The sequence below is a fragment of the Cognatishimia coralii genome, assembly GCF_037478305.1.
Lineage (GTDB): Bacteria > Pseudomonadota > Alphaproteobacteria > Rhodobacterales > Rhodobacteraceae > Cognatishimia > Cognatishimia coralii.
Genome location: NZ_JBBGAZ010000002.1, coordinates 328,801 through 341,321 on the forward strand (window position 1 = coordinate 328,801; position 12,521 = coordinate 341,321).

Below are 12,521 nucleotides of genomic sequence, written 5' to 3' on the forward strand. Positions count from 1 at the left end.
CATATTTGGGGTAAAATCTGTCTGGCGACTGTGTTTAACTTATGTGAACACCACAGACAGGAGCATAAAATGGCGGCCAATCTCGCGCGGGTTCTCGCAGATATCGACGAGGCAAATGAAAAAGATCCGCGATTGGATGAAGGGCTGCCTGAGGCGCTTTTGTATGGACAACGCATGTCTGAACAATGCGCGCGCCTGTTTCCGGATGCTTCTGAAACCTTGCAGATTGCGGCACGCGGACAGCATGTTGAGCGTTGGATTTTGAAACGCGCCGATTATCCTGAAGGAAAAGCCGGATATCTGAAATGGCGCCGGGATCTGGCGGATCATCACGCGGATCGCGTGGCTGGCTTCATGACTGAGGCCGGATACGAGGCGGGAGACGTTGAAGAGGTGCAGAAAATGCTGCGCAAGCAGGGCATCAAGCGCGACGCGCAGGTGCAGGCGCTGGAGGACGTGATCTGTTTTACTTTCCTGACCTGGTATTTTGCGCCCTTTGCGGCCAAACATCCGGCCGAAAAGGTTCTCGACATCGTGCAGAAAACCGCGCGCAAGATGTCGGACGAGGCCCGCGCCCGTGTGCGCGCGGAATTTGACCTGCCCGCAGATCTGGCCGCAGCCTTCGCCTAGAGGCCTCGGAAACTTTGAAAGTTTCCGACGTCGATTTCTTTTAAAGAAATCGGGACCTCTTAGCTGTTTTCGTCTTCGATGGCTTTCACGTCTTTTAGGTTCGGCGGCATCCAGCCCCGATCCAGACGTGAATTGAAAGCATGGCCCGAGCCATAAATCTTGGCATCCATCTCTTCGATGATCTCTTTGGTTTTTGCGACCAGCGGCTCGTTCAGATGCGTTGGAATGTTCGGATCATAGACTTCCGCCATTTCCACCAAGAGACGGCGGTCGTCGACCACAAATTCTTGTGCGGCCTTTTCTGCGTCAAACGGGTGCATGCCCATGGCTTCAAAGGCGGATCGACCGGCCCGTACAGAGCTGTCGAATACGTCGCGAATGATGTCCCGACACCCTGCCGCATAGAGATCGTAGACATGCGTGCGATCAATCGCCCGCGCGATGATGTGCACATGCGGGTAGGTCGAATGCACATAGTGCACCATCTGCGTGATCTGCTCTTTGTTGTCGATGGCGATCACCAAAAGTTTGGCTTCTTCAATACCCGCGGCGTGCAGCAGATCGGCGCGGGAGGCATCGCCAAAGAACACCTTCAAGCCAAAGGGACGCAGCGCTTCGAGTTGTTCGGCTGAATAGTCCAGAACCGTCGGTGTATATCCAGCCGTCCGCAGCATGCGGTTCACCATGCCGCCGAAACGCCCATGACCTGCAATGATGATATCGCCTTTTTCGTCGATCTCATCGGCCTCTTCTTCTTGCTCTTTTTCGTAACGCGGCAGGATGACCCGTTCGTAGAGGATAAAGAGACCAGGGGTCAGCAACATCGACAGCGCGACGATTAGCAAGAGATTGTCAGCAACCGAGGTCGGGATGACTTGATTGGCCACGGTGAAGGACAGGAGAACAAAGCCGAATTCACCTGCCTGCGCGAGACCCAGTCCAAAGAGCCATTTGTCCCCGCCGCGCAGGTTGAAAATCCGCGCGAGGATCAGCAGGATCGCGATTTTCAGCAAGATCAGGCCAACAGTCAGACCAATGATCGAGGCAAAATTCTCAAACAGCAGCGTAAAGTTGATGCCCGCGCCAACGGTCATAAAGAACAAGCCAAGCAAAAGGCCTCTGAACGGATCAATGTCGCTTTCGAGTTCGTGACGATATTCTGAGTTCGCAAGCACGACGCCTGCAAGGAAGGTGCCCAGCGCGGCAGATACGCCAACGAGGGACATCAAAAGCGCGATGCCAACAACAAACAACAGCGCCGTCGCGGTGAACAGTTCGCGCAGCCCTGCCATGGCGATAAAGCGGAAAATCGGGCGGGTCAGATAAACGCCACCCAGAATAACTGCGCCGATTGCACCGACTGTCACAAGGGCAGTTTGCCAACCGTTCAGGCCTTCAACGAGGCTTAGCCCGCTGCCATGTCCGTCTCCGTGATCGTCCCCATGGGAATCTCCATGACCCGGGCCATGCGAGTCAGCTCCATGCGCCGCATCGCCCGCCAGATCCATCAGCTCTGGCATGGCCAGAAGTGGGATAAAGGCGAGCATCGGGATGACCGCAATGTCTTGGAAGAGAAGCACAGAGAAACTGGACTGCCCGCCCGAGGACTTCATCAAGCCCTTTTCATTCAAAGTCTGCAAAACGATTGCAGTAGACGAGAGCGCAAAGACCAAGCCAATCGCCAAAGAGATCGACCAAGGCTGCCCCAAGAGCATTGCGATACCCATGACGGCGGCCGCGGTTCCCGTGACCTGCAATCCGCCAAGCCCCAAGAGCTTGGCCCGCATATCCCACAAGAGCTTCGGTTCCAGCTCAAGCCCAACAAGGAACAACATCATCACAACGCCGAATTCGGCGAAGTGCTGGATCGAAATCACGTCCACATGCAGCCAGCCTAGGATTGGGCTGATCACGATACCCGCGATCAAATAGCCCAGAACGGACCCAAGTCCGAGGCGTGAGGCAATCGGTACGGCAATCACACCGGCCACCAAGAAAATCGTTGCGAGAAGGAGGAAGTCGGTCATGGATCAGGCTCCCTTGATCGGCAGGTCGGCATGGGTGACGATGTCTTTGTCCATCGTCGCAGCGAAGTCGTAGGTATTGTCGCGGATCGCGCTCAGCAACCGACCATAGCCGGCCGCGTGGTCTGCAATTCCGCCATCGCTCTGTGCTTTCAGCGAGCTATGCAGCACATAGGGCGCGGGGAACGTCATGTGACACAGATTTGCGGTCTGTTCGAGCGGCGTCAGGAATGTGCGCAGCGGGAAGTGTTGGTAGCCCTCGGTGGTATAGGCCTCAACCGGACCAGCGGCCGTGATCGCCAGCATCATGGTCTTGCCAGTCAAAGCAGTGCCTTCGGACCCATAGGCAAACCCATGCTCCAGCACCAGATCCTGCCATTCCTTGATGATCGACGGCGTCGAATACCAAAACAGCGGGAATTGAAAGAGGATGACATCGTGCTCTCTCAGGCGCTCTTGTTCTTTTTCCACGTTGATCGTGTGGCGTGGATATTCGGCGAGAAGGTCGACGAAGGTGATGTCATCGACCGTTTTGGCGACCTCGACCATCGCCTTATTCGCGTGGGAATATTTGTGGCCCGGATGGGCGTAGTAAACCAAGAGTTTCGCCAAAATCATTTCCTCCCACCGAGTGACGCGCGGACCTTTTGAAAGCCGTTACACAACGTCTAGTCGAGGATCTCAGATAGGTAAACCATGCGCTGCTGCAAGGCGCTGTTCGCCTACGCACAAATGGAAAAGGCCGCCTCATTTGGCGGCCTTTTTGACTGTTTGCTGAGGCGCGCTATGCCTCCTCAGGCACATCGGGGTCTTGGACCTCGGGCACCTCTTTGCTTGGGGCTTGGACAGCGTCATCCGTATCCAGCAGTTCCGAGATATTGCCGTCCATGGATAGTCCCAACTCGTCTCCGAGCTTTTTCAGTGCAGGCATCTGAACAGCCATGCCCATGATGGAATCCAGCGCCTGATTGATCGGCGCTTTGCCGTCGCCACCACCGGTACCACCAGCGCCACCCTGATTGAGGCCCGACACATGATGAATGCGGATCGAGTCGATCTTTTCAGCGGGCTTCACGGCCTCGGCGAGAACCTTCGGCATCGCTTCAAGACGCGCCAGTGCGACCTTCATGTTGATCAATGCATCTGACAGCGCGTTTTCAGCATCGGTGATCGCGCGACGACCCTCTGCCTCGGCCAGCATGTCGCTTTTCTTCGCCTCAGAGCGGATGGTGATCGCGTCGGCATCACCCTGCGCTTCTTCGCGGTTGGCGGCAGCCCGGTCTTCGGCGGCATCCTTCTGGGCGGTTGCCATCAAGCGAACCTTGGTGGCCTCACGCTCGGCTTCGCGTTCGGCTTCGATGATCGCGATCTGTTTCACACGATCTGCCTGCGCAACTTCTGTGGCCGTGGTGACCGCCTCGGCTGCTTTGGCAGATTCCGCGCGGGCGAGATCGGCGGATGCACGTGCCCGGCTCTCCTCCTCGGATTTTTGCGCGATGATGATCTGGCGCTCTTGGTTGGCCACCTCTAGCTCGCGGTCCTTGGTGATTTCCGCGTCGCGAATGTTGCGTTCGCGGGCGATTTCAGAGGCGCGAATGGCTTCTTCGCGCTTGATCCGTGCGGTCTCGGATTCGCGCTGGGATTCCTCGCGGCGCTGGGCGATTTCTGCCTCTTGGGCGGCTTTGAGGGTTTCAACCTCTTTTTCTTGCTGAATGCGCGCTTCTTCCTCGTCGCGGATGATCTGGAACTTCTCGCGTTCTGCTTCCATCGCAGCGCGGCGTACGGCGACATCGGCCTCTGCATCAATCGCGGCCCGCTCTTTCTTCGAGGCAGCAATAACTTCGGCCAAGCGGCGCATACCGACGGCGTTAAAAGCGTTGTTTTCGTCGAGCGCCTCAAACGGGGTTTGGTCAAGCGCGGTCAGGGACACGGATTCCAAAGATAGACCGTTTTTGGTGAGGTCTTCAGAGACGGTGTTCTGCACTTCTTGCACAAAGTCCGCACGGTTCTCGTGCAACTGGTCCATCGTCATCTGAGCCGCCACGGCGCGCAGGCCGTCAATGAGCTTACCTTCGATCATTTCGCGAAGCTGGCCGACATCGAATGTCCGAGCACCAAGAGTTTGAGCCGCGCGGGCGATGCCTTCATCGGTTGGGGACACAGAGACATAGAATTCCACGCCCACATCAACCCGCATGCGGTCTTTGGTGATCAACGCGCCATCGTGGCTCCGTTGCACCTCAAGGCGCAGAGTTTTCATGTTCACGGGGCTCACTTCATGCAACAGCGGGATCACGAGGACGCCGCCGTCCATGATGATTTTCTTGCCGCCAGAACCGGTGCGCACGAGGCTGATTTCTCGGGTCGTGCGTTTATAGAGCCGCGCCAGAACGAGGCCGATAAATAGGATGAAAAAGAGAAAAGCTGCGATTAGAAAAAAGCCGAAACTGATTTGCATAGTGCCTCCATTAATTGTCGTTAAAAGTCGCCAGTGAAACGATGCGATAGCCGTCTTCGCGACGGTGACGCATCACGATGACTTCGGTGCCGGGTGCGATCACCTCATCATCGCGAAAGGGTTCCGCGCGCAGGTATTGCGTGTTGCCATGGCGATCAGTCACGCGCACTTCGGCAGGGCGGCCGCGCGCGGCGGTGCCTTGGCTGACCACGCCTTTGCGGCGGCCCAGATGCCGTTCCGACACGGATTCGGTTTCCACTTTAGGAATGACCCGCGCAAACAGCGTGCCAAAGGTCTTGGTAAACCAGCGCGCCCCGAAAAAGGCCGGAACCGCGGCCAAAGCGGCGTTGAGCGTCAGGCCAAGGGTCTCGCTTAGGGCCATTTGGACGCCGACCCCGATGACGCCGAAACTCAGGAACATGGACGCCAGCCAGATTGCGGCGGGCAAATTGCCCAGTCCGAGCCAGGCCAGCACGCTAAAGCTGCCTGCGGTTGCCTCAAGTTCAGTTTCCGCCAGATCCGTTTCAAGCGCGTCGAAATCTGTGTCGAGATCCGCCAGATCGGCGTCGACGTCAAAATCCAGATCCGCATCGGCCGCATCGGGTGCCGAGACATCCGCGTCCCCGCCGTCGCCCATCAAAGAGCCGCCCAGCATGAGGAACACCAATTCCAAGGTCAAAAGGCCGAAGAACAGCCCGATTGACACGGTAAACGGAAAGAATTCTGGCGTTAAAAACCCCTGCAACATCTATGCACTGTCCCCACAGTTTTCAGTATTCATTTGTATACAAAGTGGGGACTGCCGAGGGCAATTTCAAGAAGGCGCGCCCAGATCCCCGTCTAAATCGCTGGTATGAAATGACGGAAATCTGGTGTTTTGCAAGTATTATCAGGGTCGTTCCACCCTAGGGCGATCAGCGCAGGCGCAGCTCTGTTTGGGCGTCAAAAAACATAACTTTTTCAGGGTTATACGCGACTTTGACCGTGGTTCCGGACTTCAGAACCTCTTCGTCTTTGCTTTCGACAACGACGCGTTCGCCTGTAGAGGTGGTCAGGTATTCATAACTGACGCCGCCGAGTTGCTCGGAAATGTCGACAGTGATCGACGATTTCGCCTCTGTGACGCTCAGGTGCTGCGGGCGCAGGCCGACCAGAACGTCGCCTCCGTCAGCGGGCAGGCCGACCGAGGTTTCAAACACTTCGCCGTCCAACGCGGGCACGCGGACTTTGCCGCCTTCGACCACGCCATTGAGGAAGTTCATCGACGGAGAGCCGATGAAGCCAGCCACAAACTTGTTGTCGGGGTCGCGGAACAGGTCCATGGGTGCGCCGACCTGTTCGATGTGGCCTGCACGTAGAACGACGATTTTGTCGGCCAAAGTCATCGCCTCGACCTGATCGTGGGTCACATAGATCATGGTCGCGCCGATTTCCTTGTGCAGACGCGCGATCTCAACCCGCATGTCGACGCGCAGTTCGGCATCAAGGTTGGACAGTGGCTCATCAAACAGGAATACTTCGGGGCCGCGAACAATGGCGCGGCCGATGGCAACACGCTGGCGCTGACCACCGGACAGGGCCTTTGGCTTGCGTTTCAGATATTGATCAAGTTGAAGAATTTCAGAGGCCTCGGCGACCTTCTTTTTGATCTCGTCCTTGGGCACGCCGTTCATGCGCAGACCAAAGCCCATGTTTTCCTCAACCGACATATGCGGATAAAGCGCATAGGTCTGGAACACCATCGCGACGCCGCGATCAGAGGGGTCGGCGTGGGTCACATCCCGCGCGCCAATGTTGATCTGACCCGAGGTGGTTTCCTCTAGGCCTGCAACCATGCGCAACAATGTTGACTTGCCGCAGCCTGACGGGCCGACAAAGACACAGAACTCGCCGTCCTCAATCGTCAGATCGACGCCGTGAATGACCTGGGTTTCGCCATACTTCTTGATGACATTGGAAAGTGCGACACCTGACATGCTGTCCTGTCTCCTGTTACTGATTACGACGGGAACTGCCAGACCGTGGCAGCTTCTCCGATGTGTTGCGTGGCCCGCAGGAGCGCGGGTTTGAAAGTTTCCAGATCGCTGAGCGAACGGCGACTGGTTGATGTTGCGATTGAGACCGATCCGACCACTTTGCCGTTCTGCAAAAGGATCGGTGCGGCGATCGAGATGATGCCTTCTTCGTGTTCTTCCCGGTCAAAGGCGACGCCGGCGCTGCGAATTTCGTCGAACTCGGCCAAAAGGCTTTCGCGGCTTGCGTGCGAGGCTGGCGTAAACGTCACGAATGCCTGTTGTCTGAGCGCGCGCTCCAGACGTTCTGGCGTCATAAAGGCCAGAATAGCTTTGCCGACCCCTGTGCAATGGGCGGGCGCGACGCGACCAGTTTGCGCGAGGGTCTCAAACAGCGCAGTGGCGCGGCGTTTGTCGACGAACAAAACCTGTCCGTTTTCCATCTGGGCGAGGTGGATGGTTTCGCCCACCTCTTGCGCCAGCTCGTCCAGAATTTGCTCGGCGACTGGTGCCAAAGACGCGCTTTTCCAAGCGGCATGTGCCATGCGGACCAGACGCAGACCAAGGCTATAGGTCTGCCGGTCCTCGTCATAAGTCAGCATGCCTTGATTCGTAAGCGTCTGCAGGAAACGGTAGAGCGTTGCTTTGGGATGGGGGCTGAGACTCAGGAGTTCGGTAAACCGCGCCGGACGCCCCAGACCTGCCACCAGGTCCAGTGTTTCCAAGGCCTTACCAACCGTACCGTCTTTATTTGCCGGCTTGTTCATTCTGTCTCCTCCACGGTCTCGAACCCTTTTAGGGGCGCAAAACCTGTTGACAATCCTATTAACCCATAGCAGAGTTTTCAATAGTTAAAACTAAGTTTCATTATTTGGAACTAAATTTTACGAGTAGGAACAGAAGGGGAGGAAACCATGTTCCATAAATCCAAGGCGCTGCTTGCGTCTGTTGTGGCAAGTGTCGCGCTGAGCGGTGCTGCTTTTGCTGGAAGCCACGCAAAACTGTCTGGCGACCTCGTTATTTTCTCTGACATGTCCAACCCAGCGCCACGCGCGGTTATGGAAGGCATGGTAGAGCGTTTTGGCGCGATGCACCCAGATCTGAACATCGAGCTGACCGTCATCGATCGCGAAGCTTACAAAACTCAGATCCGTAACTTCCTGAGCGCGAACCCACCGGATGTGGCGAACTGGTATGCGGCGAACCGTATGAAGCCATATGTAGACGCGGGCCTGTTTGAAGACATCTCTGACCTCTGGGCAGAAGAAGAGCTGGCGGACCTGGCGTCTACCAAAGGTGCGATGACTCTGGACGGTAAGCAGTGGGGCGTCCCATATACTTACTACCAGTGGGGTGTTTACTATCGTAAGGACATCTTCGAAGAGCTGGGTCTGGCGGAGCCAGCGACATTCGACGAAGAGATCGCCAACTGCCAGAAAATCATCGACTCTGGTCGTAAGTGCTACACCATCGGCACCAAGTTCCTTTGGACCGCAGGTGGCTGGTTTGACTATCTGAACATGCGCACCAACGGATACGACTATCACGCGGCTCTGACGGCCGGTGAAATCCCTTGGACCGACGCGGGCGTTGCGGAAACCTTCGCAAACTGGCGCAAGCTGATCGACATGGGTGCGTTCATCGACAACCACACAGCGTATAGCTGGCAGGAAGCGATGCCATTCATGGTCAACGGTGAAGCAACCGCATACCTGATGGGTAACTTCGCGGTATCTCCACTGCGTGACGGTGGTCTGGACGACAGCAAGCTGGACTTCTACCAGTTCCCAGCAATCAACGCCTCTGTTGAGCTGGCTGAAGACGCGCCAACAGATACCTTCCACATCCCATCGGGTGCTCAGAACAAAGAAGCGGCAAAAGCGTTCCTGAAGTTCGTTGTGTCCCCAGAGAACCAAACTCTGATCAACAATGGCGACAACCTGGGTCAGCTTCCAGTGAACTCTAAGTCCTCTGTGGATGACGACAAGTTCCTGAAAGAAGGCTTTGCGATGCTGTCCTCCAACAGCCCAGGCGGTGTTGCGCAGTTCTTTGACCGCGACGCACCTGCTGAAATGGCGAAAGTTGCGATGGAAGGCTTCCAGGAGTTCATGGTCAAGCCAGACAATCTGGACAAGATCATCGCACGTCTGGATCGCGCAGCGCAGCGCATCTATAAATAAGCTCTAGATTGGCGCGGCTGGCCTAAGCTGGCCGCGCCTTTTCTGAACGTTTTCCCGAGTTCCGTCGCGCTTTCTCGCGACACAATCCGGAGATCCCTCATGTCTGCCACTCCCGCGACAGCGCGCCGTTCCTGGTACAAGCGCAATGAGATCGCCGTCACGCCATGGCTTTTCCTTGCCCCCGGTGTGCTGTTCTTTCTGGTCTATGTGATCTTTCCGATCTTTCAGTCGATCAACGTGTCCTTCTACGAATGGGACGGGCTGGGTCAGGCGGAATATGTCGGTGTTCGCAACTATGAGGAACTTTATTGGGACGATGCGTTCTACACGTCCCTTAGAAACAACCTGATCTGGTTGCTGCTGTATCTCCTGGCGATTCCTGCCGGTTTGATGATCGCGCTTTTCCTGAACCAGACCGTGACGGGCATTCGCCTGTATAAGTCTCTGTTTTTCTTCCCATTTGTGATTTCACAAGTGGTGGTGGGCCTGGTGTTCACCTGGTTCTATGACCCGACCTTTGGGCTTTTAAATCAATTCCTCGGTGTCTTTGGCATCGATCCGATCAACGTGCTGGGCGACGAGCGATATGTGACCTACGGCATCATCGCCGCTGGTATCTGGCCGCAGACTGCCTATTGTATGATCCTGTATCTGACCGGCCTGAACGCCGTGGATCCCGAGCAAATCGAAGCCGCGCGTCTGGATGGGGCCAAGGGCTACCGGATGCTTTGGCATGTGATCATTCCTCAGCTGCGTCCTGCGACATTCATCGCTTTCGTTGTGACCATCATCGGCGCGCTGCGCTCCTTTGACCTGATCTCGATCATGACCAATGGAGGGCCCTTCGGGGAAAGCCGAGTGCTGTCGTTCTATATGTTCGAAGTCGCTTTGTCTGAGTATGGTTTCCGCATGGGCTATGGCGCGGCCATCGCCGTGGTGCTCTTCCTGATTATGCTGTGTTTCATCGCTTACTTCCTGTGGTCCATGTACCAAGACGAAAAGGGAGGCCGTTAAGATGTTTCCAACACCTATCGAAAAAACCTCCCGTACGTGGCAACTGACCTATCAGACGTTGTTGCCAATGAGCCTTGTGCTGTGGCTCTTGCCTTTGGTGGCGGTCGCTGTCTTCTCGATCAAGCCTGATGCAGATTTTGTGCAGGGCAACTACTGGAGCGTGCCAAGCACGTTCAACGCGGTCGAGAACTACGGTAAGGTCTTCTTTGCCTCGGATATGCCGCGCTATTTGCTGAACTCTGTGTTCATCACCGTGCCCACAGTGATCGGCTGTGTGATCCTCAGCTCCATGACCGGCTTTGCGCTGGGCGTATATAAGTTCCGCTCAAACCTCTGGGTGTTCTTTATGTTCGTGGCGGGCAATTTCGTGCCGTTCCAGATCTTAATGGTTCCGGTGCGCGATCTGACCTTGGACATGGGGCTTTACAACACCAAGACCGGCCTCGTGCTGTTCCACATCGCTTTCCAAACCGGTTTCTGCACGCTCTTTATGCGCAACTTTATCCGTGCGCTGCCCTATGAGCTGATAGAAGCGGCCCGTGTTGAAGGCGTCGCGGAATGGCGGATCTTTTGGTTCGTTGTGCTGCCGCTGATGAAGCCCGCGATTGCCGCGATGTCGGTTCTGATCTTTACCTTCATCTGGAACGATTTCTTCTGGGCCGTCGTCCTGACCCAAGGCGCGGAAAGCCAGCCGGTGACCGCAGGGATCACCTCGTTCAACGCTCAATACCGCGCCGCCTATCACCTGATGAGCGCTGGTTCCATCGTCGCGGCGTTGCCGCCGGTGGCCATGTTCTTCCTAATGCAGAGGCACTTTATCGCTGGCCTCACTCTCGGAGCAGTTAAATGACGAAAATCACCTTTATTGGAGCAGGTTCCACGATTTTCATGCAGAATATCGTGGGCGACGCTCTCTTGACGCCTGCTTTGGCGGATAGCCACTTTGCGCTGATGGACATTGATCCCGTGCGCCTTGCGGAAAGCGAGATGGTGGTGCGCAAGATGATTGAGTCGACCGGTGCCGGGGCGACTGTGTCGTCTCATTCCGATCGCCGTGCGGCGATGGATGGTGCGGATTTTGTCATCACCGCGTTTCAGATCGGGGGCTACAAGCCCTGCACCGTGACGGATTTCGAGATTCCAAAGCAATACGGCCTGCGTCAGACCATTGCCGACACGCTTGGGATAGGCGGCATCATGCGCGGGCTGCGAACTGTGCCTGTACTGTGGGACGTGGCCGCCGATATGCGCGCCTGCTGCCCGAACGCGACGCTGTTGCAGTACGTCAACCCGATGGCGATCAACACTTGGGGTCTGGCCGAGCGTTTCCCTGATATCAAACAGGTCGGTCTGTGCCATTCGGTGCAAAACACAGTCGAAGAGCTGGCGCATGACCTGGATATCCCGAAAGGCGACATCCGCTACAAAGTGGCGGGCGTCAATCACGTGGCATTTTTCCTGCGCCTGGAGCAGGTAGAGGGCGAAGGGATGCGGGACCTCTACCCAGCACTCCGCGCAGGGTATCGCAGTGGGTCCCTTCCAAAGGGACCCCTGCTGATGCCGCGCTGTCCGAACAAGGTGCGCTATGAGGTGATGGATCATCTGGGCTACTTCTGCACCGAAAGCTCGGAACATCTGGCGGAATATGTGCCGTGGTTCATCAAAGAAGGCCGCGAGGATCTGATTTCCCAGTTTGGCATCCCGCTGGACGAATACCCACAGCGTTGCGAAGAGCAGATCGCGGATTGGAAACAACAGGCCGAGGCTCTGAAAGCCGCTGGCACGATTGAAGTCAAACGCAGCCACGAATTCGCGGCGGACCTGATGAACGCGATTGTCACGGACACGCCCTATGTGGCCTATGGCAACCTGCCCAACACGGGTCAGATCCCGCAGTTGCCGATGGGTGCTGCCGTGGAAACGCCCTGTCTGGTGGACAGCAACGGCGTGCAGCCAAGTGTCGTAACGGATATCCCGCCGCAGCTGGTTGCCCTGATGCGCACGCAGATCAATGTGCAGGAGCTGACGGTCAAAGCGCTCGTTGAAGAAAACCCGGAACATATCTATCACGCTGCCATGATGGATCCGCACACCGCTGCCGAACTGGACCTGCGCCAGATCCGCTCGATGGTGGATGATCTTTTGGCAGCCCATGGAGATTGGCTGCCAGCATGGTGCCGCCCGGCCAAAGCCGCATAGAAAG

The 12,521-nt window shown here is 56.4% G+C and carries 11 protein-coding genes; 5 read left to right on the forward strand and 6 right to left on the reverse strand.

Annotated elements, in window-relative coordinates:
- The first annotated feature begins 69 nt into the window (after window positions 1-69).
- A complete protein-coding gene (locus tag WG622_RS07215) occupies window positions 70-630 on the forward strand; it encodes a DUF4202 domain-containing protein (RefSeq protein ID WP_339402963.1) in 561 nt (186 codons plus the stop codon).
- A 59-nt stretch (window positions 631-689) separates the two neighbouring features.
- Here WG622_RS07215 and WG622_RS07220 read toward each other — a convergent pair whose 3' ends face one another.
- The 6 genes from WG622_RS07220 to WG622_RS07245 all read right to left on the reverse strand — a co-directional run bounded on the left by WG622_RS07220 (window position 690) and on the right by WG622_RS07245 (window position 7,891).
- A complete protein-coding gene (locus WG622_RS07220) occupies window positions 690-2,657 on the reverse strand; it encodes a cation:proton antiporter domain-containing protein (protein ID WP_339402964.1) in 1,968 nt (655 codons plus the stop codon).
- A gap of 3 nt (window positions 2,658-2,660) precedes the next feature.
- Complete coding sequence (locus WG622_RS07225) at window positions 2,661-3,272, reverse strand: NAD(P)H-dependent oxidoreductase (protein WP_339402965.1); 612 nt, start codon at window positions 3,270-3,272, stop codon at window positions 2,661-2,663.
- Window positions 3,273-3,438: 166 nt separating this feature from the next.
- A complete protein-coding gene (locus tag WG622_RS07230) occupies window positions 3,439-5,112 on the reverse strand; it encodes a flotillin family protein (RefSeq protein ID WP_339402966.1) in 1,674 nt (557 codons plus the stop codon).
- Between the two features lie 10 nt (window positions 5,113-5,122).
- Window positions 5,123-5,860, reverse strand: coding sequence for an OB-fold-containig protein (locus WG622_RS07235; RefSeq protein ID WP_339402967.1), 738 nt, complete (start codon window positions 5,858-5,860; stop codon window positions 5,123-5,125).
- Window positions 5,861-6,026: 166 nt separating this feature from the next.
- A complete protein-coding gene (locus tag WG622_RS07240) occupies window positions 6,027-7,088 on the reverse strand; it encodes an ABC transporter ATP-binding protein (protein WP_339402968.1) in 1,062 nt (353 codons plus the stop codon).
- A 23-nt stretch (window positions 7,089-7,111) separates the two neighbouring features.
- On the reverse strand, window positions 7,112-7,891 hold the full coding sequence (locus tag WG622_RS07245; protein WP_339402969.1) for an IclR family transcriptional regulator: 780 nt from the start codon (window positions 7,889-7,891) through the stop codon (window positions 7,112-7,114).
- Window positions 7,892-8,038: 147 nt separating this feature from the next.
- Here WG622_RS07245 and WG622_RS07250 point away from each other — a divergent pair, with 147 nt between their 5' ends.
- From WG622_RS07250 to WG622_RS07265, 4 genes are all read left to right on the forward strand, one after another.
- Entirely contained in the window at window positions 8,039-9,304 is a 1,266-nt protein-coding gene (locus WG622_RS07250; protein ID WP_209357713.1) for an ABC transporter substrate-binding protein, read from the forward strand.
- 99 nt (window positions 9,305-9,403) lie between these two features.
- Window positions 9,404-10,318: a carbohydrate ABC transporter permease gene (locus WG622_RS07255; RefSeq protein WP_339402970.1), complete on the forward strand. Its 915-nt coding sequence runs from the start codon at window positions 9,404-9,406 to the stop codon at window positions 10,316-10,318.
- Window position 10,319: 1 nt separating this feature from the next.
- Complete coding sequence (locus WG622_RS07260; protein ID WP_209357711.1) at window positions 10,320-11,168, forward strand: carbohydrate ABC transporter permease; 849 nt, start codon at window positions 10,320-10,322, stop codon at window positions 11,166-11,168.
- A complete protein-coding gene (locus tag WG622_RS07265) occupies window positions 11,165-12,517 on the forward strand; it encodes an alpha-glucosidase/alpha-galactosidase (protein ID WP_339402971.1) in 1,353 nt (450 codons plus the stop codon). Before WG622_RS07260 ends, WG622_RS07265 begins: the two co-directional genes overlap by 4 nt.
- Window positions 12,518-12,521: the final 4 nt, after the last annotated feature.

Excerpts from the sequence above, each read along its gene's own strand:
- WG622_RS07220 (WP_339402964.1), bottom strand. The coding sequence starts at position 2,657 with ATGACCGACTTCCTCCTTCTCGCAACGATTTTCTTGGTGGCCGGTGTG.
- WG622_RS07215 (WP_339402963.1), top strand. The coding sequence starts at position 70 with ATGGCGGCCAATCTCGCGCGGGTTCTCGCAGATATCGACGAGGCAAAT.
- WG622_RS07245 (WP_339402969.1), bottom strand. The coding sequence starts at position 7,891 with ATGAACAAGCCGGCAAATAAAGACGGTACGGTTGGTAAGGCCTTGGAA.
- WG622_RS07225 (WP_339402965.1), bottom strand. The coding sequence starts at position 3,272 with ATGATTTTGGCGAAACTCTTGGTTTACTACGCCCATCCGGGCCACAAA.
- WG622_RS07265 (WP_339402971.1), top strand. The coding sequence starts at position 11,165 with ATGACGAAAATCACCTTTATTGGAGCAGGTTCCACGATTTTCATGCAG.
- WG622_RS07255 (WP_339402970.1), top strand. The coding sequence starts at position 9,404 with ATGTCTGCCACTCCCGCGACAGCGCGCCGTTCCTGGTACAAGCGCAAT.
- WG622_RS07260 (WP_209357711.1), top strand. The coding sequence starts at position 10,320 with ATGTTTCCAACACCTATCGAAAAAACCTCCCGTACGTGGCAACTGACC.
- WG622_RS07250 (WP_209357713.1), top strand. The coding sequence starts at position 8,039 with ATGTTCCATAAATCCAAGGCGCTGCTTGCGTCTGTTGTGGCAAGTGTC.
- WG622_RS07240 (WP_339402968.1), bottom strand. The coding sequence starts at position 7,088 with ATGTCAGGTGTCGCACTTTCCAATGTCATCAAGAAGTATGGCGAAACC.
- WG622_RS07230 (WP_339402966.1), bottom strand. The coding sequence starts at position 5,112 with ATGCAAATCAGTTTCGGCTTTTTTCTAATCGCAGCTTTTCTCTTTTTC.
- WG622_RS07235 (WP_339402967.1), bottom strand. The coding sequence starts at position 5,860 with ATGTTGCAGGGGTTTTTAACGCCAGAATTCTTTCCGTTTACCGTGTCA.